Raw genomic sequence first — 21,046 nt, 5'->3', positions numbered from 1 at the left:
GTTATTGTTATCCCCTTTAATGGGATTGACTCCCGATGGCTCTCTGTGGGGATTTTCATGTCTTATCAAGTGCTCGCCCGCAAATGGCGTCCAGCTAAATTTGAACAAATGGTTGGTCAGTCCCATGTACTCATGGCACTCACTAATGCATTAAGTCAGCAACGTCTTCATCATGCTTATTTGTTTACCGGAACCCGCGGGGTCGGTAAAACCAGCTTAGCGCGACTGTTTGCCAAAGGACTTAATTGTGAAACCGGCGTCACTGCAAATCCATGTGGTGAATGTTCAAGTTGTATTGAAATTGCTCAAGGCCGTTTTGTCGATTTAATTGAGGTCGATGCAGCGTCCCGTACCAAAGTGGATGATACCCGCGAGTTGCTCGACAACGTGCAATACCGCCCATCACGTGGCCGCTTTAAGGTGTACCTCATAGATGAAGTGCACATGTTATCGCGCAGCAGTTTTAATGCCTTATTAAAAACCTTAGAAGAGCCACCAGAGCACGTAAAATTTTTACTGGCCACCACAGACCCGCATAAATTACCGGTCACGGTCTTGTCGCGTTGTTTGCAATTTAATCTGAAAAGTTTATCGCAACAAGAAATTAGCCAACAGCTTGAATTTGTTATCACTCAAGAGCAATTGCCCTTTGAACAACAAGCCTTAACCTTGTTAGCTAAAGCCGCCAACGGCAGTATGCGTGATGCACTGAGTTTAACCGACCAGGCGATAGCGTTTGGTAGCGGCCAGGTGATGCTTGAGCAAGTGCAAACCATGTTGGGCAGTATTGATGAACAGCATGTTATTGCTTTATTAAAAGCCTTGTGTGATGCCGATGTTGGCCCATTAATGCAAATGGTCGCCAAAGTGCTAGCGTTTGGCGCAGACGCAGAAGAAGTTCTGCGGAGTTTGTTAGAGTTACTGCACCAAATTACCTTGACTCAATTTGCACCTGCGGCCGCTCAGCAATCACTCTTTGCCGAGCAAATTTTAGCTTTTGCTCAGCAATTAGCACCTGAACAAGTGCAGCTGTATTATCAAATGTTACTCAATGGCCGTAAAGATTTGGCCTTTGCACCAGACCCTAAGTCGGGTCTTGAAATGGCCTTATTGCGGGCTGTTGCATTTACCCCAGAAAAACAAGTGAAACGTTGGGTTACCACATCTGCTGCCGCGATTGATTTATCAGCAACGCACGAGGTCGCAGATACAGGCCCAAAGCCTAATAACGCCGCAGCACTTAGCCAATCTGTATCGGCGGATACTCAATCTGATGAGACGAGTGCCAAGATCATTGAGTCACCAAGCCCGATTGCGGATAAACATTCGGATAACAATGCTCAAGAGGCCATGATTCAACCGCCCGAGTCTATTAGTGCAGAAGATGATGAACTTGAATCAACTGACCCTGCCTTAAGTGCTGAACAAAGTTTATTGGTGAGTCAGGCCGAAAGTTTGGGCTATCAGTCGCAAGTTGAGCGCGCCCCAACGTTGAATGATGCACAACAGGCGTCTAAGACAGATGCTGTAGAGGCAGATACGTTAAAGCCAGAGCCACTCACGAGCGAAGCCCAAGAGGACAATAACACGCTTGAAAAGCCAGTTGTTCATACTGAGCCTAAAGCAGAACCTATTGAAGTCAGTGTTCAATTGAATACTGAAGCCGTTATTGAACCTGCCTCAAACGCGGACCCATTTGATGGCTATTCATTTAACGATTTCGACCAAGACGCAGATTATCAGCCTTCTGATCATGATGATTATTTAGCGTATTCGGCGCAAAATGATCAGGGGACATTTGATGCAATTGTTCCAGAGCAGCAAGTTACACCATCCGCTGGCGCTGAAGCTGAGTCTAATACAGATCAAACTGCACAGGTCAATGAAACAGAAGACTCACAAGCAGATACCTTAGACTTTTTGGATATGGTATTAGCTAGCCGTGATTCGCTGCTTGCCGATGTCGATGCGTTGCAACAAAAAGAGCAAAGCGCCAGTAAAGCATCTAGCGCCACTAAGACTTCTTTTGGCCCCAAAGCCAAAGCCTCTGAGTCTCACATATCCCTTCAAGCAGCCCCTCAAGTGACGCCACAACAATCGCCAGCTGAGATTGAAAGCCTCGCGCCAGTAAAGCCTGTGTCAAATAGCCCTACGCAGGTAATATCGGCAACAGTTGAGCCGAGTAATACGCAATCACAGCCCACAGTATTGCAAGATAGAGCACCCTGGGTAAAACCAGAGCCAGGTGAAGAGATTACCGCCTTTGCCGACGTTGCAGCAAAGCCTGAGGCAGAGCCTCAGAGCACCCAAGTTGATGTTCAAGTTAATGCATCTGTTGCAGTCAATCAGCATATTGATGCCCAACCATTAATGAATACAGCGCAAGCGTCAGCAAAGGAACAAACGACAGAGTTAGTGCCTTTTACGCCCCACAGTATTGAAGGAAATGAGCTTGATTTACATTGGTATAAAGTGATGACCCATGTATCAGTCGGTGGGCGCGTTCGTCAACTCGGGGTTAACTCAGTTTTTCAAGCGCACTCCAATTCAATCATGTTAGTGCTAAAACCTGATCAAAAGCATTTGTCAGCGCCGATAGCGATAGATCAATTACAAGTTGCACTAACAGAATATTTACAGCAGCCAATCGAGGTGCAAATCCAAATTGGTGTTGTTGCAAACCGTGAAACACCGTTAGAATTACGTAAACGCTTTCATCGTGAATTAATTGCCCAGGCCGAGCAGTCAATATTGCAAGATGATAATACCCAGTGGATGATCCAGCGTTTATCGGCACAATTAGACAGTGACAGTATTGAATACCCACCCGAGCAATTGGCGCAAATAGCCCAAGACATTGCTCAAATAACGGTTCAATAATGTTCAGTAAAACATAATTTAGGTTGAAATGAACATATCTTCATCTCAAAAATGCTCAGCCTAGATTGCCAATCAAATTTTTTTCAGTAAGATTAGCGCCACTATGGCGACTTGCTAACAACCTCAATTAGAGAGAGACGACTATGTTTGGTGGAAAAGGCGGAATGGGCAATTTAATGAAACAAGCCCAAATGATGCAAGACAAAATGGCAAAAGTGCAGGAAGAAATTGCACGTACCGAAATGACTGGTGAAGCCGGTGCTGGCCTAGTGAAAGTGACAATGACTGGCAGCCACAATGTCCGCAAAGTTGAAATCGACCCAAGCTTAATGGAAGATGACAAAGAAATGCTAGAAGACTTAATTGCTGCAGCATGTAACGATGCAGCACGTCGTTTAGAAGAAAATCAAAAGACTAAAATGGCCGAAGTGACTGGCGGTATGCAATTACCACCAGGAATGAAAATGCCGTTTTAATCGTTGTTTGGTACAACCCGCAAAAAAGCTCAAGCATCATGCTTGAGCTTTTTTGTTATACGTCTGAGTCAGTTGGTACTGCGTCTAATAAGACATAACCTTGGGCTTGATAATCATTAATACATTGCTGAAATTTGTTTTCGAGTTTTATTTCATCAAAAAAACCGAAGGCATATGAGTCACATTTCACTTTCATTTTTTGATCGTTTATCAATATTGCTTCTTTTTTCAGCTCTGCAAATCCCATTGCATACGCAATGTCGACAAACTTGAGATTAATTAGATAACCAAGCGCCACTGCGACAATGATAATAATCAACTTTTTCATAATACATCCTTAATATTCTTAATGATTCCATGAGTTAATCAGTGAGCGTTTACTGTTCAATTTAGTATGTTGCACTATCACTGGGTATAAAACTAGTAAGCAATCCTCATGCCAAATAAAAACATTGTAAAATCAGCGCCTTATTGAAATTATTGCACTGTCGATGGTTTACTTTGCGAGTATATGGTTAATCTGACCAATTATTTTGCTAAATGTGTGACGGTTTTTTTGGTGTTTTTAGCCACTATCTGTGATCAAAACTTCAACCTAAAGTGTCTAATTTTTGACTCAAAGTTAAAAATGTTTGACATATGGTGGTAGTGGATTATGATAAGTGAAGTTAAAGATTTTATACATCAAGTATATTGAGGCTTACATGGACAATAAACAGAAAGTGATTCAATGGTTACAAGAGACCAGTTTTAGAGAAGTGACATTATCAGTCGATTTTATCGTGACCGGGTATATTAGTTACTTTTACCTAAGTCAGTTGCTTAATGCCACACCAGAGCAACTCGCCTCCATAGAGTGGCTTTCTACAGTGCTACTTGAGGTGATTGTTTACTCAATTGTTTTGATGGTGGTCAGTTATATTGCATTGGCGTTTATCAGCGACGATGAATTATCTCGGCCGATGGATGTCAGAGAAAAGCAGATTAATTTGGTCGGGTATAAATACAGTGCCATCATTTTACAAGTAGGGGTGATTTTAGCGCTAGTTCAATATAATATCGCCGCCCAAGGTTTTGAGTTTATGCAATCGAGTGTGCCACATTTACCGTTGCATATTTTAGTGGGCGCATTCTTATTAGCCGAATTAGCACACTATGGCGTGCAGTTGTACAAGGGGCGTACAGGAGAGATATATGAGTGATCCTGCTGACAAAAAACTTGGGATTTCAAACTCTATCCGTACGTTACGATTTTTACATAATGAAATGACCCAAAAACAATTGGCTGATCTAATCGGAGTGACCCGGCAAACGGTAATGGCGATTGAGTCGAATAAGTACTCACCAACACTTGAAGTGGCCTTTAAAATTGCAGAGGTCTTTAACTTGCCGCTTGATCAAGTGTTTAGTTACCGCTCAGGAAAGTAGTCTGGCGCATTGCTGTGCCAGCATATAAAGTTTTGCAATCACTCTCGGCAACGATGATAATCCATGAGCATTTTTGATGCAGACTTTCAGCTTCGTTTTTTGCTTCGATTATCTGCTGGCACAAAGGGTTAGATTGATAGTGTTAGCCGCTCAATGGCTTAGGTGCAAAGTTGACACAAGTGTTTATTTATTAAGGTATTGGCAATTTATGAAATTTAGTCCTTTGGTTGATGAGTTAATCCAGTCTTTACGTGGTTTACCCGGTGTTGGGCCTAAATCGGCGCAACGTATGGCATTTCAACTGCTAGAGCGTGAACGTAAAGTCGGATTAAAACTGGCTGACTCATTACAAAAAGCCATGTCTGAAGTCGGGCATTGTCAAAGCTGCCGCACGTTTACGGAACAAGAATTGTGTCCTATTTGCTCAAGTCACCGTCGGGTTAATGCTGGTGTGATTTGCGTAGTTGAAACGCCGGCCGATGTACTCGCCATTGAAGCGGGTGGCCACTTCAGCGGTCGCTATTTTGTATTGCTTGGACATTTATCGCCACTTGATGGCGTTGGACCAGAAGAGTTAGGCCTGGCGTTATTAGAGAGCCATTTAGCTTCAGACGATGTCAATGAACTGATATTAGCCACCAACCCAACCGTTGAAGGGGATGCGACTGCGCATTTTATTGCAGACATGGCCAGACGTCATAAGGTGGTCATTAGCCGTATCGCACACGGTGTGCCTGTGGGCGGCGAACTAGAATATGTCGACAGCACCACGTTAGCCTTGTCGTTTAACGGCCGCATTCCGCTTTAACCGCTCATATCTGGATAATCTGCTCATAAAAATTGATGATGGCCTGCCAATCACATATTGGCAGGTTGGTTGTGGCAATATGCCCCTTACAGCCAACAGCAATCATTTTCCACTTAGTAATATGTGTTAATCAACGATAAACACTTATTGTTGGTGAAATATTGGGCAATAAAATCCAACAGCCCTTGAAAACAGTTTAAAGCCCCCCATTTCTTGGTTAACGAAGATTTTTATACGAGTAGATAGCTTCACTCGTTTTGTATTAACGTAACACCAAGGGAAATTATTCATGTCTCAACAAGAAACTCATGGCTTTCAAACCGAAGTAAAACAACTATTGCATTTGATGATCCACTCTTTGTATTCCAATAAAGAGATTTTCTTACGTGAATTAGTCTCAAATGCGGCCGATGCAGCTGACAAATTACGCTACCTTGCATTAACCGATGATGCGCTTTACGAAGGTGATGGCGAATTACGCGTTCGAGTGAGTGCAGATAAAGAAAAAGGAACTGTAACCATTTCTGATAACGGAATTGGTATGACCCGCGACGGCGTTATAGAACATTTAGGTACTATTGCTAAATCGGGTACTAAAGAGTTCTTTAATAACTTATCTGGCGAAGCTTCAAAAGACTCACAACTTATTGGTCAGTTTGGTGTGGGCTTCTACTCAGCCTTTATCGTGGCGAAAAAAGTCGTCGTACGTACTCGTGCTGCAGGCCACGCCGTAAACGAAGCGGTATTGTGGGAGTCTGAAGGTGAAGGTTCATTTAATGTTGAAACCGTCACCAAAAACACTCGCGGAACTGAAATCACTTTGCATTTACGTGACGAAGAAACTGAATTTGCAGATGACTTCCGTTTACGCTCAATTATTTCTAAATACTCAGACCATATCTCTATTCCGGTAGAAATGTTTGAAGCTGGTCAACCAGAGTCAGAAGGTGAAGATGGCGAAAAAATTGCTGCCACTGAAGGTTCTTGGAAACCAATGAACAAAGCCACCGCGCTTTGGACACGCAATAAATCTGATATTACAGACGAAGAATACCAAGAATTTTATAAGCATATTTCACACGATTACGCCGATGCACTTAAATGGTCTCACAACCGTGTTGAAGGCAAACAAGAATACACCAGCTTATTGTATATTCCTGCTAAAGCGCCTTGGGATCTGTTTAACCGTGACCACAAACACGGCTTAAAACTGTTTGTACAACGTGTGTTTGTAATGGACGATGCTGAGCAATTTATGCCAACGTATTTACGTTTTGTAAAAGGCTTAATTGACTCAAAAGATCTGCCATTAAACGTGTCGCGTGAAATTTTACAAGATAACCAAATTACCAAAAACCTACGCCAGGCCTTAACTAAGCGTGTGTTAGGTATGTTAGAAAAAATTGCTCAAAATGATCCTGAAACTTATCAATCATTTTGGGCTGAGTTTGGTCAAGTATTAAAAGAAGGCCCAGCTGAAGATTTTGCTAACAAAGAGCGCATTGCAGGTTTATTGCGTTTTGCTTCTACTCACGACAATTCAGCGGCGACAACCGTGTCTTTAGACGCGTACATCGAGCGCATGAAAGAAGGCCAAGATAAGATTTATTATATTGTTGCCGACAGCCATGATGCTGCCGTTAATAGCCCGCATTTAGAGTTATTACGCAAGAAAGGCATTGAAGTCTTATTGATGTCTGAGCGTATTGATGAGTGGTTAATTAATCACTTAACTGAGTTTAAAGGCAAAAAACTGCACTCGGTGACCAAAGGCGACCTTGAATTAGGCTCACTAGAAGATGAAGCGGATAAAGAAGCTCAAGATAAAGTGGCAGAAGAAGCCAAAGGGTTAGTTGAACGGATTAAAACGGCATTAGCAGACAAAGTGTCTGATGTTAAAGTCACTTCTCGTTTAACTGACACCCCTGCGTGTGTAGTGACGGGCGACGGTGAAATGTCGACTCAAATGATTAAATTGATGCAAGCTGCAGGGCAACCTGTGCCAGAGTCAAAACCTACATTTGAAATCAACCCTACGCACCCATTGGTTGAGCGCCTAAACAACGAAGCTGACGAGCAGTTATTTGCTGATTGGTCTAACTTGTTATTACAACAAGCGTTGCTGTCTGAAAAGGGCAGCCTGTCCGATCCGTCGGCATTTATTAAGCTCACCAACCAGATGTTAATGGCCAGTTTTAAATAAACTAACCTAAACAGTAAAAGCGGACAGTCAGTCCGCTTTTGTTTTTGTCAGTTACCGGGGGCACTATGGACTACCTGATTAATTTAACTAAAGAAAACATTCAGCAAGTTGTCGATACCTCAATGGAAAAAATGGTGGTATTGGCATTTTGGGCACAACAACAGCCTGAAAGTGTACAGATGCTGCAAACGTTAGAGCAGATAGCACAAACTCAGGCGGGTCGATTTATTTTGGCAAAAGTCGATTGTGAAGCAGAAATCGAAATTGCTAATTATTTCCAAATTCAAAACTTACCTACCACATTGGTGCTAGACAAAGGCCGCCCCATCGATGGATTTGCCGGCGTACAAACTGAGCAACAAGTGAATGAATTACTCGACAAACATTTGCCGCCATTATGGGTACAAGAGTTTGCAGCGATTAAGCAATTGTTAGCTGATGGTGAATTAACCGCAGAGGAGCTGACTCAACTCGCGACCCAGCTCAAAACAGTATATGCCAATGCGCAACAAGCCGCTGAAGTGGGCTTAGTCATGGCTGATGTAGCCTTACAGCAAGGGTTGTTAGCGGATGCAAAAGCGTTATTGGCTCAGATAGGATTGGCAGATCAAGACAGTTATTATCAAAACTTAATGGCCAAATTGGCCTTAGCAGAAGATGCTGCCGATACGCCTGAGATCCGTCAGTTACAGCAAAGTGTTGCAGAACAACCTGATAATTTAGACGCGGTTGTTTTGTTAGCAAAAGCATTAAATTTGGCGCATCGAAATGAAGAAGCCCTAGAGTTATTGTTTGCTATTTTACAAAAAGACTTAGGTGCATTAGACGGTCAAGTTAAACAAGCCTTTATGGAAATTCTCACCGCGATAGGACAAGGCAACGCGTTAGCCAATCAATATCGCCGTAAATTGTATACCTTGCTGTATTAAACATGACTTAGCGTTTTTGTTACAAACCTTATTAGATTTAGGTCTAATGTCATAACAAAAGCGCTATTAAAAGTGTGGCATTTGTGCGAAAATCGCCGCCCTAAAAAGAACACAAACTTAAAAGAGGACTTTTGAGATGCGCATTATTTTATTGGGTGCCCCAGGTGCCGGTAAAGGTACCCAAGCTCAGTTCATTATGGAACAGTATGGTATCCCACAAATCTCAACCGGTGACATGTTGCGTGCAGCCGTTAAAGCCGGCACTCCATTAGGTTTAGAAGCCAAGAAAGTAATGGATGCAGGTCAATTAGTGTCTGATGACCTTATCATTGGTCTTGTAAAAGAGCGTATTGCTCAGGATGATTGTGTAAAAGGTTTCCTACTTGACGGTTTCCCTCGCACAATTCCTCAAGCGGATGCAATGGCTCAGAATGGTATTGAGATCGATCACGTCATTGAAATCGATGTACCAGATGAAGAAATCGTTAAACGTATGAGCGGTCGTCGTGTCCACTCAGGTTCTGGTCGTGTTTATCATGTTGTGTTTAATCCACCTAAAGTGGAAGGCAAAGATGATGTAACGGGTGAAGAGCTTGCGATTCGTCCAGATGACGAAGAAAGCACAGTGCGTAAGCGTTTAGGCATTTACCACGAGCAAACTAAACCATTAGTCGATTACTATGGCAAAGTGGCTGCAGAAGGGCGCACTCAGTACAACAAGTTTGACGGTACTCAGTCGGTGTCTAAAGTCAGTGAACAACTTGCTGACGTATTAAAATAGCGATACGTGAATGTGTCATAAAAACCTGCTGATGCAGGTTTTTTTATGCCTGAAAATTGTCCCCCTTAATGTCTCCCTGTGCTGCGTCGGTTCAAACTGTGTGAGACAAGCCCAACAATTACTGCGATTTAAGTTAAAAGTAATATAAAATTGTCGTTTATCTATGATAAAATCTGCCGCCATTTTCGCAGAGGGTGACTTTTCAACGTTGAATGTCGCCATAGGCAATTAATTTCACACTTAATTTCACACTGGCACGGACGCTAAGCTATGAGAGCCCAATATGAAGTTTCCCGGTCAACGTAAGTCAAAGCACTATTTTCCTGTAAAAAGTCGTGATCCATTATTGGCTCAACTTACGCAGCAGCCGCAGCCATTTTCTACCTATATTTGTGGTATTGATCAGACACTTGTCGATATTGAAGCCAAAGTCGAAGACGAATTACTTGAGCGATATGGTTTACCTAAAGGTAACTCTACCCTCATTAACGATGAACAAGCACATAATTTGTATCACGAGCTTAAATCAAATGAGATGATCAGTGACGAGTTTGCCGGTGGTACCATCGGTAACACGGTTCACAATTATTCAATTCTAGCTGACGATCGTTCTGTTTTATTTGGTGTCATGAGTCAAAAAGTCATGGTTGGCAGTTATGCATATCGTTATTTATGCAACACTTCATCAAAAGTCGATTTAAACTATTTACAGCCTGTTGATGGCCCTATTGGCCGTTGTTTTACCTTGATTTCTGATTGTGGTGAACGCACTTTTGCTATTAGCAAAGGTTCAATGGACAAATTAACGCCAGAGTTTATTAACAAAGACGTCATCCAAGGCTGTTCAGCACTGGTATTAACCGCTTACTTGATGCGAGCCAGTGACGGTGATGGTATTACCGATGCCGCGATGACCGCCATTGAATACGCTAAAGAAGCCGAAGTGCCTGTGGTATTAACCTTAGGTACACGCTTTTTAATTCAAGAAGATCCCAAATGGTGGCAAGACTTTATTCGCAATCATGTAACCATTTTGGCCATGAACGAAGATGAAGGCGAAGCGTTAACGGGCTTTAAAGACCCGCTATTGGCCAGTGAAGCCGCGCTTGAATGGTGTGACATGGTTTTGACTACCGCAGGACCGATTGGTCTATATACCGCCGGATATGCAGAAGACAGCGCCAAACGCGAAACCAGTCATACGCTATTGCCAGGTGCCATTCCTGAGTTTAACCGTTATGAGTTTTCTCGGCCTATGCTCAAAGACGATTGCGAGACACCGATAAAAGTATATGCGCACATCTCGCCGTACATGGGCGGGCCTGAGCTTATTCGGAATACTAACGGGGCAGGTGATGGCGCGTTATCGGCTTTACTTCATGATTTGTCTGCTAATACGTTTCATAAAACTAACGTACCAGGGTCAAGCAAACATAAACGTGATGGTTTATGTTATTCATCGTTTTCACAGGTGTGTAAATACGCCAACCGTGTTGCATACGAAGTGTTAGCCCAGCATAGCCCGCGTTTATCGCGTGGTTTGCCTGAACGTGAAGACAGCCTAGAAGAGTCATACTGGGAACGTTAATTCAGCTTAATGCAAAAAAAAACGATAATGATGAATCATTATCGTTTTTTTTTGGTAGGATTTTAATAGAATAGCCTCAACCCAGAATTAAACCCCCAAATTTAAAAGCCATCAGGAGCGTCACGTGAAAGGACAAATCTTAAGAGAGATGCATGTACTTAAGGCAATCGAGCCTGAGTTTGAAGTTCAGCGCCGTGTGGCATTTATTAAAGCAAAACTTAAAGAATCACATAGTCGTTGCGTTGTGTTAGGCATTAGCGGTGGAGTGGATTCTTCATTAGCAGGGCGTTTATGCCAATTAGCCGTCGACGGACTAAACCAAGAACAGAGCGAAATCTCTTATCAATTTATTGCTGTTCGTCTGCCATATCAAGTACAAAAAGATGAAGATGAAGCCCAGCTATCATGTCAATTTATTAAACCATCTAGGCAGGTTACCGTTAATATTGCTGACGGCGTACTTGGGGTTCATCATGCAACCTTAGCAGGTTTAGTTGAAGCCAATATTGAACTACCAGATGAAAACAAACTCGATTTTGTTAAAGGTAATGTCAAAGCCAGAATGCGGATGATTGCACAATATAATATTGCTGGGGTGTTAGGAGGCTTAGTGGTAGGTACCGATCACAGCGCAGAAAACATTACCGGTTTTTATACTAAATTTGGTGATGGAGCATGTGATTTAGCGCCTTTGTTTGGTTTAAATAAACGTCAAGTACGTAAACTCGCGGCGTTTTTAGGCGCACCTGATTTATTGGTTAATAAAGCGCCAACTGCTGATTTAGAAGACAACAAGCCGCAGTTAGCCGATGAGGTTGCATTAGGGTTAACCTATGATCAAATTGATGACTTTTTAGAAGGCAAAGACGTGCCTCAAACGGTTGAAGACAAATTGGTTGGCATTTACAAGCGCACTCAACATAAGCGTCAGCCTATTCCAACCATTTACGATTAATCTTGGGGTAAATCTTCTCTGGCAATCAGCTGCCTTGTTGTTTCAATAAGGGCATTGGCATATTGTCGGTAATCTAAATATGGCGTCAGTAAACATGTTTGCTGACGCTGTATTTTATTATTAACGTCAACTGTTTGCGTATGTTCAATGGTGTGTAACCCAAGACGTTGTTGGGTTTCTTTACCGCAAACAATATGCCAAGATTGTGGGTTGCATAACCGCTCAGTCGCATGGCTTAATTGGCTCGGAATAATCTGTATTTGGCAGCTTAATCGGTGCGCTAACGATTGTGGCGATACATCTTGAAGCAGACTTTGTCTGATTGGCTTCCAGGCTGCACCATTGTTTGCGCTGAGGTCGGCGTGTCGGCAACAAATTTTAGCCATAATAGTGACAATTTTACGCCAGTGATTACCATTTAAAGCAATGATATCCGTGATGGCATTAGGGTGATTATGATGCCAATCCGGCGGCAGTAATGGTGGAGTCGGTAAGTAAAAAATTACCTCAGCTTTACTCGCGCCTAAGGTTAATGTGGTTGGCTGTGATGGCATGTTATTCCTCTATGACTGCATTAAAAAAGTCATTATTAAAAATAAATGAGTTTACGATAATCATTGATTAAGGCAAAAAATGCGTGCGATTGTCATAGGTTCTACAAAACACCTGCTGTTTGCCAGCTTGTATGCCACTGTCGGGATTGTTGTGGCTATTTTGATCACCGCAGTGTGGCTATTAAATGATCGGCCAAATTTATCTCTATGGCATACCACTCATCTTACGTCAGAATATCATCAGCAGTCAGGACTAGCCGACTTTAATCAATATCTTAAATTAGAAGATAAACTGTTTGCTGAGGTTGAACGCAAAATTTATCAACAATATCAACCTCGTTTATCATCACCTTTCAACCGTTATGAACGCCACAGTATGTCCGATCCTGCATTATGGCAGCAAAACTGGAATCGGTCTTTCGAATGGCCCAACCCGGATGCAGAGTTTGGCTTATTATTGCTTCACGGCATGTCTGACTCGCTTTATTCACTGTCACATATTGCTGAGCACTATCAACATCAAGCTCACATTGTCGGTTTACGCTTACCGGGTCACGGCACAATACCCTCTGGGCTTACCGATATCACTTGGCCCGATTTAGCCGGTGCGGTTGCGCTGGCAACCGAGCATTTATCGCAAACCTTAGCGGGTAAACCTGTGTATGTTGTGGGGTTTTCAACTGGTGCAGCATTAGCGTTAAATCACGAATTAGAAAATATCAGTTCAAATAAGCCCTGCGCATTTGCCGGGATGATATTTTTATCGCCTGCGGTAGGGTTAGCGCCCATTGCCGCAGGGGCTTATTGGCAGGCTAAGTTAGGCGGGCTACTTGGGCAAGATAAGCTGTATTGGAACAGTATTCAGACCGAGTATGATCCATTTAAATATTTGTCTTTTGCGGTCAATGCTGGTGATGTGGTTTATCAACTCACGCAACGCAATCGAACCATAATCGCAGATTTGTCACCTGCACAGGTGAAGTTAATTCCGCCAATGCTGACCTTTCAATCCGTGGTTGATAATACCGTGTCATCACTTGCGGTGGTAAAACAGCTTTATCAGTTGATGCCAGCGTCTCAAGGACACGAATTAGTGTTATTTGATGTTAACCGAGCACGCAGTCACAATTATTTGCTTATTCAAGATCCATTAGCTGAGTTTGCGCCTTATTGGCTGGCAAACCCGTTACCTTACCGGTTGAGTCTTATTGAAAATAGTCCCCATAATGAGCCATATGTTCGGGTACGAGAGCTCAGTTATAAACAACCCATTGAAGACGTTGTTGAGTTAGAGTTAACGTGGCCTGCAGAGGTATATTCGTTATCACATGTGGCGTTACCGTTTCCAATTGAAGATCCATTGTATGGACCATTAGCAAATGCAAACAAAGATATTATTCAAATTGGCAGGGAAATATATCAGGGCGAACGGGGCATTTATAGCATAACGGCTGCCGATATGTTACGCCAAAAATGGAACCCATTTTACCCTTATATGATGAGTCGGATCGATGTGTTTACAACGCAATGATGTTGGTAATTGAGCGACCTGTACTTAATGAGTACTCGCACCGTTATTATTGGCCTCGCCAGATAATTTGGCCGCTTTCAACGAGCTTATAGCCTGATAATTGCTGGGCTAATTGCGCTGTTTGTGGCTGTTTTAAGAGTGTTAATAATGCCTGTAGTTGACGTCTAAAAAAGATACTTTGCGACATAACAAAGTCAAAAGATTCAGTCAGCTTAGGGATAAAGTGTAAGCCGCTTTCTCTGGCTACGGCTTCACAACCAAAGCCAATATCGGCATTGTTGCGGGCAATATAACCGGCCAGTTCACGTTCTGAGTTTGCTGTAGCGGTGAACAGCAATTCATCCAAGCTAGTTTTATTAGAAGCTAACCAATTGGCCAGATGTTGCTGGCTCCCAGCGCCTTGTTGACGGGATACCCAGCGCAGTGGCTGCTTTGGAATATCGATATTGTCGTTAAACAAATCGGCCATTTCTTGTCTAACCATTAATCCTTGATGGCGCTCATAACCACTAACCATTATCCATTGCTGGTGGTTTGGAAAGCTTTTTAATAATGAAAATATACTGTCACGATCGTCATTGATACTCTCCCAGTGAATACTGCAAACATCGGCATAACCGCGTGACAATAACTCTAAACCTAATGTTGAGCCTGTCGCGCTGTAACTGATGATTTTTTGATGTTCACTTTTGGCCATTAATTGGGCGACAAGCATCGATAACAAAGGGTCGTCACTGCCAGTGATATGCATTCTGTCAGAGAGCATTCCACTATGGCAGGAGTCCATTAGCCAACGGTCTATCAATACTTTAGGAAATAACCATTTCCCCGTTACTTTTGTGGCTGGGAGGATGTGGTGATTTGCCATTGAGTAGACTTTCTTTTCATTTAAATCGAGATATTCTGCAACTTGCTTGGTGTTCATGTAAATGATGTTTGATTCAATAGGCATATAATTCTCATTAGGATGTTCATGAAACCCAATCTGTGTTTATTGTAAGGTGAGTTTAACGCTTTGAAAATCATCTTATTAAAAAACTGAGTCAATAGGGCGAATTTTGATTTTTTACGTTGTGTTTAAAAGTGGTATTAGCGATCATATCACTCAATATAATCCGTTTAAGGGAAGGGGATGACTGAGGCTAAGGTAGCAAGCAATGAGTGTTGAACAAATACACTGTGAAAAACCCGAACAAGCGGTATTAGTGATAGACCCCGACCTGTCTAATTGGCAGGCACTATCTTCGCTATTAAAGCGCTATTTTGGCCTCGTTGAGCTTGCTCGTAATGTTGAACATGCTTCGGCTCTGTTTCAACGGTTTAACTTTAATCTGTGTATTATTGAATTAGATGTTGTTGATGAGTTTGAATCCTTGTTCCCTGATGTAAATCAAAGTGTTCACCCAGAGACTAAAGCCACACAATTGAGCGATGCCAAGGGCTCATCGCCCATTAACGCCACGATAGAATCTGCTTATTTAACCTTTCCTCAGCAATTTATTGTCATTAGCCAGTCGCTTACATCGGAAGATATTTTATATGCTATGCGCAAAGGCGCTTGTGATTTTATTGCAAAACCAATCGAAACTGTTGAGGTGAATGCTGTTATTTCTCGCTGGTTGCTTCAACGGTCATCAGTGGCTAGTACTTCTATTGTTGATACCTTAACGCTTGATACCCAGACAAATAGTCACAACAGTGCCTTTTCACTTTATATTGGTGATAGCGTCGCGATTAAACAGGTAAAGAGAACATTAAACATCATCAGCTCTACTGGTAATGCACTATTACTGGAAGGCGAGGTGGGAACCGGTAAAAAATTAGCAGTGTCTCAATTGCAACAATCATTATGCTCTCCTAGTCATTTTATGATGATTGATTGCCGCGCCCCGAGTGAACTCGATGCAAAAAAGTTAGGCTTGTATTGTGCTAACACCTCACAAACAAATTGGTTAGTCTTTAATCATATTGCTGAATTGCCTATGGATAAACAAGTCGAGTTGCTCATCGTATTAGACTCAATAAAATTAAATGAGTATCAGCATGTTAGGCTAGTCAGTATGAGTACAGCGCGATTGTTTTCTCGGGTACAAAGAGGCGAGTTTTTAGTTGAACTGTACTATCGTCTTGCTGAATTTATCGTTTCGTTACCTCCATTGCGGCAACGTCCTGAAGATATTGTCATGCTGACGAAATTTTTCATTAATCGCTGCTTAATACAGCATAAAAGCAGTCGTAAGGCACTGTTAAATGATTATTCGAAATGGGGCATTTCAGATTTTCAATGTTTAACTGATTATTATTGGCCGGGGAATATCCAAGAGCTAAAAAATACCATTGAACAATGTTTTTTACTCAATATTGCGCCTAAGGAATATTTGCAGCAATTGCCCGAAACGTCCAACCTTCTAAGTGCCAATCAAATCGATACACCACACTCTAGCCTCGGACAACATTATCTCCCTATTGACTGGGATTTACAGTCTATTGAGAAGGCGCATATCATCCGGGTTATTGAGCAATATAATGGCAATAAAGTGTTGGCTGCTGAACATTTAGGCGTGTCGCGTAAAACGGTAGACCGTAAAGTGAAAGAATGGGAGCTCGATTAGTTGTAAATTGTTAACCATAAATTAGATGACAGTGTTGGCTTTACTTTTGGACAAATTGTCCATTTCTGTTTTTTTCGTTTCCTTTTAAGTGATTTTTGTTGCCTTAGTTGTAGTTTTTGTTAATCAAGCTTGAGCTTAATTGAGGCCATCGGCAAGAATACCCACACTTACGATTGAACCTACAGAAAACAGGACGATGTTGCCCCGTGAATCAAATTAACCTTTCGCGCACCCCCTTACGTGTTTCCCTTTTATCGATTGCGATCTTCGCTAGCTTTAACGCTATGGCTGATGACATTGAACGGGATCCTCTATTAAACATTCAAGAGGTTATTGTTGTAAAAGGCCAAAGCGCATCTGCAGTGGAATCATCAATGACTCACTGGAGTCTATCAAGAGCTGACATTGAAGCTTCAGGTGCACAAAGCCTAGATAAAGTGTTGAAAACCGTTCCTGGTATTTATGTCCGAGTCGGTGGCCAAGGTACACCAAGGGTCGATATTCGCGGCTTTAAGTCCAGACATGTTATTTATTTAATCAATGGCGTACCAGCGAATAGCGCTGAAGATGGCCAATTTGATCCTAGTGTGGTTCCTACCGCATTAATCGAGTCTATTGAAGTGTCTGTTGGGCCGTCGTCGGTACTCTATGGCCCAGGCGGGGCGGGTGGTGTAATTAATATCATTACTCGTGAAGACGATATGGAAGCCAATGTTTCCGGTAATCTCGAGTTTTCTGAAAATGACACCATGAATGGCAGCTTAAACCTTGCTGGCAGCAGTAGTAACTGGCAAGGGTTTATGAGTTATAACCATCAAGAGACAGATGGTTTTCCAATGTCATCAGATTATGAAGACACTGATGATCAAAGCGGAGATACTCGTTTAAATGCGGATAAAACTTTAGATAATGTATACGCACAAGGCAGTTACTTTGCGTCAGATGACACAACGTTAACTGGAAACATTAGCTATAATTCAGCAGAATGGGGTAAACCGAGTGCTGATGGAACGGGTACAAAGAAAGTTAAATATGAACGCATTGATGATTTTGACAGTCTAGTCGTGCAGGTAGGTGTAGCACATAAATTTTCACCGTCGCTGATATTCCGTGGTTACGTTTATCATAACGAAAGCAATACGTTAGATGTCACCTATAAGAAAAGTGATTATGAGGATATTAAATCGAGCGAAGACAGTACCTCAACGGTTCAAGGTGCCAACCTGCAATTGGTTAAAGATTTGTTTGATTATGGCATTTTTACCACCTCGCTTATTAGCGAACAGCAAGGTTGGGAATCATCCAGTATCACTTCGGGTTCTGATATAAGTGATCTGTTTGATGAGCAAGCCTGGTTGCATACCTTAGCGGCAGAGTATCAGTATCAGAGTGATGATCTTTATGGCATCACCTTAGGTTTATCGGCTCACAATCATGAGCAAGACCGAGGCAATGATGATAATTACTCGGGACAATTATCGGGTTATTGGAACGTTGCTGATAACAGCAAAGTACACGCCGGTGTTGCACGTAAAGTGCGTTTTCCTTTATTAACTAACCTGTATTCTCAATCATCCGGCAATGAAGACTTGAAGCCTGAAGAGTCTGCGCATTTTGAATTAGGTCTTAAACAGGGCTTAGGTTACCAAACCGAATTCGATGTGACTGGTTTTTATACTGAAGCAGATGATTATATTGCCAAAGATGACGACAGTATTTATCAAAATTTAGGTGACTATAAGTTTAAAGGTGTCGATTTATCGATTAAAAATCAATATTTTGATGATTTAATGCTCACGGTTTCTTATAGCTATTTAGACTCTGAATCGTCAGATGAAGATGATATGACAGAACTTGAGTACCGACCTAAGCATCAATATCGTTTCCAAGGCCAATATCAATTTGATATTGGATTGAAAGTGAACCTTGATATTGAGCACATTGCAGATCAAGTATTCTATACCAGTGAGAAAGTCAGCGGTACCAAAGTGTCGCTGCAAAATGATGTCGATAATTATACCTTAATTGATCTTGGTCTTTCGCAGCCGATTATGGGCGATAACTTAGAAGCTTATATCAGAGCGACTAATTTATTAGATGAAAATTATTATCAGAGTGAAGCACTGCCGCAAGCAGGCCGACAAGTGTTTGTTGGTATTAACTGGCAGCTTTAATTCATGACCTTACTGGCATTGCATCAGGTTGAACTGCAACAGGGTAGTTCAACTGATTTGTATCAAAACCTTAATCTTCAGATAAATGCTGGAGAATGCCACTGCATTAGTGGTGCGACAGGTTGTGGTAAAACAACCCTATTGCAACTGATGGCAATGCCAAATCAATTTAATTATCGAGGGAAAATAACCCATAGCCCAGAGCTCATCATTGGCATGATCATGCAAGACCCTCATGTGCAATTGGTGAGAGAAACCATAGGCGCTGAAGTTGCATTTGGGCTTGAAAATTTATCTGTTCCTGCTTTGGATATGTTGCCATTAGTTGAACAGGCATTAGCTAAAGTCGGGTTAGCCTTACCGCTCAATACGCCCGTAACTCATCTCTCTTTAGGGCAAAAGTATCGTTTGATGCTGGCAGCTCAATGGGTATTTGAACCTAACTTGATGTTAATCGATGAGCCTTGGGCGCAACTTGATAATCAAGGCATTACCGAGCTTTGTAAGGTATTAACCGACTTACTTGAGGCAGGTGTTAGTGTGGTAATAGTGGAGCACAATACTGATCCATTTACTGACATTATTGATTTTCAATGGCAATTAACCTTAGGCGAGCTCATCCCTGCGACTCAAGCACTACAAGCAAGCGAGCCGATTGCCGATAACATCAGCCGTCATACTGCCTCCTTATCTTCAGGCGATAACATGCCCGTTAATATGGCTCTGCAGCAAAATGGTGATGCTGCCGCGCAAAGCAATTGTTTACTGACCTTGTCGGACGTAACGATTAGGTATGCTAATCAAATCGCAACATTGCACATCAATGATACTGTGAGTCTACATGCTGGTGATATTGTGGGCTTATTTGGTGAAAATGGTTGCGGTAAAACCAGTTTGTTCAATCAAATTGTCGGTGTGAGTGATGAATACAAAGGTCAGATTTCATTGTTAGGTAAAACACCTAAACTGGGATTATTTGGGGCAAACTTAGGTTTTTTAATGCAAAGACCGTCAAGGCAGCTTTTTGAAATGACGGTACTGCAAGAGCTTGAATTTAGCCTTAAACGATTCGGATTACCATTAACCAATGCAACGGAGATATTAACACAGTTAAATTTATTGCCTTTAGCGTCGCATTCTCCGCATAAGTTGTCTTATGGGCAACAACATCTTGTGGCATTAGCATCAGTGCTGTGCATAAAACCTAAAATCTTATTATTAGATGATCCTTTCGCCGGATTAGATAATCATTATTTTCCACTGGTGATTAATGCTTTAAAACACTTTTCTGAAAACGGCGGAGCGATTATTTTTTCTAGTCATCGTCCAATATTGTCTTCATTACTGAGTAAGTGTTGGCTCATTGAGCAGCAACAGCTTACTGAACACAATGTGTTAAAAAGAGCATCTTAGTGATGATACATTTAAAATCAGCCAAACGTGACAAATATACATTAACCGACCTTACACCTGAAAAGAGTACATTAAACAACGCTATTTTACGCTCAAAACAAAAGCTTATTTTATGCAGTGCCGCAATCGCTTTTAGTATTGTTTTATCAATGAGTGCCTTTTTAGTGTTACAGCAACACCTAGGTTACTTATTGCTCATCAATACTTGCCTACTGGTTCATGCATGGTTTTGCCAGGCTAAACTCGCCCCGTTAATCAAACTCTTTATATTCCAATCGCTGGTGACCATTGGCTTGTATGTTTTGCTTTATGGCCAAGATCGCTTATTTGAAGCGGTCATTGTGGTGACTCGTATCATACTAGTAATGTTGCCGAGCTGGTGGCTTGCGAGTACGCAATCAAGCCATCAAATAAGCCAGGTTCTCAGTTTATTGCTGCCGACAAAATGGGCATTTGTAGTGACAACATCAATAAAAGTATTACCTTTTATTGGCCAAGAAGCTCGAGACATTTACCATATTCAATGCTTACGTGGCGCGCGTATTACCCCTAAAGCATTAATGAACCCTATCAATTGGTATGAGCTAGTTAAGTGCGTGTTATTTCCTTTGCTTATTCAATTGTTAAGTTTGTCAAAACACATTGCACATTCTGCAAACCAACGACATTTCGATAAATCATCAACCCACACTCATTGGCCGTTAAACTAACGTT

General features: G+C 42.0%; 18 protein-coding genes. 15 read left to right on the top strand and 3 right to left on the bottom strand.

The window, feature by feature from the left end; all coding sequences use genetic code 11:
* Nucleotides 1–57: 57 nt before the first annotated feature.
* Nucleotides 58–2,880 carry a DNA polymerase III subunit gamma/tau gene (dnaX, locus tag IEY42_RS06480; RefSeq protein ID WP_188924495.1) on the top strand — a complete coding sequence of 941 codons (2,823 nt, stop codon included), beginning with the start codon at nt 58–60 and terminating at the stop codon, nt 2,878–2,880.
* 143 nt (nt 2,881–3,023) lie between these two features.
* On the top strand, nt 3,024–3,356 hold the full coding sequence (locus IEY42_RS06475) for a YbaB/EbfC family nucleoid-associated protein (RefSeq protein ID WP_188921788.1): 333 nt from the start codon (nt 3,024–3,026) through the stop codon (nt 3,354–3,356).
* A gap of 55 nt (nt 3,357–3,411) precedes the next feature.
* Here IEY42_RS06475 and IEY42_RS06470 read toward each other — a convergent pair whose 3' ends face one another.
* A complete protein-coding gene (locus IEY42_RS06470) occupies nt 3,412–3,684 on the bottom strand; it encodes a hypothetical protein (RefSeq protein ID WP_188924494.1) in 273 nt (90 codons plus the stop codon).
* 376 nt (nt 3,685–4,060) lie between these two features.
* Between IEY42_RS06470 and IEY42_RS06465 the strand changes: the two genes are divergently transcribed.
* The 8 genes from IEY42_RS06465 (at nt 4,061) to nadE (ending at nt 12,048) form a co-directional block, all read left to right on the top strand.
* Nucleotides 4,061–4,558: a hypothetical protein gene (locus tag IEY42_RS06465; RefSeq protein WP_188924493.1), complete on the top strand. Its 498-nt coding sequence runs from the start codon at nt 4,061–4,063 to the stop codon at nt 4,556–4,558.
* Nucleotides 4,551–4,784 carry a helix-turn-helix transcriptional regulator gene (locus tag IEY42_RS06460; protein ID WP_188924492.1) on the top strand — a complete coding sequence of 78 codons (234 nt, stop codon included), beginning with the start codon at nt 4,551–4,553 and terminating at the stop codon, nt 4,782–4,784. The genes IEY42_RS06465 and IEY42_RS06460 overlap by 8 nt, the downstream gene beginning before the upstream one ends.
* A 208-nt stretch (nt 4,785–4,992) precedes the next feature.
* Nucleotides 4,993–5,592 (top strand): recombination mediator RecR, encoded by a 600-nt coding sequence (gene recR, locus IEY42_RS06455; RefSeq protein WP_188924491.1) that lies wholly within the window; start codon nt 4,993–4,995, stop codon nt 5,590–5,592.
* 289 nt (nt 5,593–5,881) lie between these two features.
* The gene (htpG, locus tag IEY42_RS06450) at nt 5,882–7,795 is read left to right on the top strand and encodes a molecular chaperone HtpG (RefSeq protein WP_188924490.1); all 1,914 of its coding nucleotides are present in this window, start codon (nt 5,882–5,884) and stop codon (nt 7,793–7,795) included.
* A gap of 65 nt (nt 7,796–7,860) precedes the next feature.
* Complete coding sequence (locus tag IEY42_RS06445) at nt 7,861–8,724, top strand: tetratricopeptide repeat protein (RefSeq protein ID WP_188924489.1); 864 nt, start codon at nt 7,861–7,863, stop codon at nt 8,722–8,724.
* Nucleotides 8,725–8,860: 136 nt separating this feature from the next.
* Complete coding sequence (adk, locus tag IEY42_RS06440) at nt 8,861–9,505, top strand: adenylate kinase (RefSeq protein ID WP_188924488.1); 645 nt, start codon at nt 8,861–8,863, stop codon at nt 9,503–9,505.
* A 283-nt stretch (nt 9,506–9,788) separates the two neighbouring features.
* Complete coding sequence (locus tag IEY42_RS06435) at nt 9,789–11,093, top strand: inosine/guanosine kinase (protein WP_188924487.1); 1,305 nt, start codon at nt 9,789–9,791, stop codon at nt 11,091–11,093.
* Nucleotides 11,094–11,217: 124 nt separating this feature from the next.
* Entirely contained in the window at nt 11,218–12,048 is an 831-nt protein-coding gene (nadE, locus tag IEY42_RS06430; RefSeq protein WP_188924486.1) for an NAD(+) synthase, read from the top strand.
* Here nadE and IEY42_RS06425 read toward each other — a convergent pair.
* On the bottom strand, nt 12,045–12,602 hold the full coding sequence (locus IEY42_RS06425) for a DUF6942 family protein (RefSeq protein WP_188924485.1): 558 nt from the start codon (nt 12,600–12,602) through the stop codon (nt 12,045–12,047). The two genes, nadE and IEY42_RS06425, sit on opposite strands and share 4 nt — an antisense overlap.
* Before the next feature lie 79 nt (nt 12,603–12,681).
* Here IEY42_RS06425 and IEY42_RS06420 point away from each other — a divergent pair, with 79 nt between their 5' ends.
* Nucleotides 12,682–14,133, top strand: coding sequence for an alpha/beta hydrolase (locus IEY42_RS06420; RefSeq protein WP_188924484.1), 1,452 nt, complete (start codon nt 12,682–12,684; stop codon nt 14,131–14,133).
* A gap of 46 nt (nt 14,134–14,179) precedes the next feature.
* Here the strand turns inward: IEY42_RS06420 and IEY42_RS06415 are convergent, their stop codons facing one another.
* A complete protein-coding gene (locus IEY42_RS06415) occupies nt 14,180–15,085 on the bottom strand; it encodes a substrate-binding domain-containing protein (protein ID WP_188924483.1) in 906 nt (301 codons plus the stop codon).
* 205 nt (nt 15,086–15,290) lie between these two features.
* Here IEY42_RS06415 and IEY42_RS06410 point away from each other — a divergent pair, with 205 nt between their 5' ends.
* From IEY42_RS06410 to IEY42_RS06395, 4 genes are all read left to right on the top strand, one after another.
* Nucleotides 15,291–16,745: a sigma-54-dependent transcriptional regulator gene (locus IEY42_RS06410; RefSeq protein ID WP_188924482.1), complete on the top strand. Its 1,455-nt coding sequence runs from the start codon at nt 15,291–15,293 to the stop codon at nt 16,743–16,745.
* A gap of 206 nt (nt 16,746–16,951) precedes the next feature.
* Complete coding sequence (locus tag IEY42_RS06405) at nt 16,952–18,919, top strand: TonB-dependent receptor plug domain-containing protein (RefSeq protein ID WP_229779945.1); 1,968 nt, start codon at nt 16,952–16,954, stop codon at nt 18,917–18,919.
* Nucleotides 18,920–18,922: 3 nt separating this feature from the next.
* Complete coding sequence (locus IEY42_RS06400) at nt 18,923–20,332, top strand: ATP-binding cassette domain-containing protein (protein ID WP_188924481.1); 1,410 nt, start codon at nt 18,923–18,925, stop codon at nt 20,330–20,332.
* Nucleotides 20,333–20,334: 2 nt separating this feature from the next.
* A complete protein-coding gene (locus tag IEY42_RS06395; protein WP_229779950.1) occupies nt 20,335–21,042 on the top strand; it encodes an energy-coupling factor transporter transmembrane component T in 708 nt (235 codons plus the stop codon).
* Nucleotides 21,043–21,046: the final 4 nt, after the last annotated feature.

This window comes from Shewanella algicola (assembly GCF_014648035.1).
GTDB lineage: Bacteria > Pseudomonadota > Gammaproteobacteria > Enterobacterales > Shewanellaceae > Shewanella > Shewanella algicola.
This window is presented reverse-complemented; position numbering and strand designations above follow the sequence as displayed.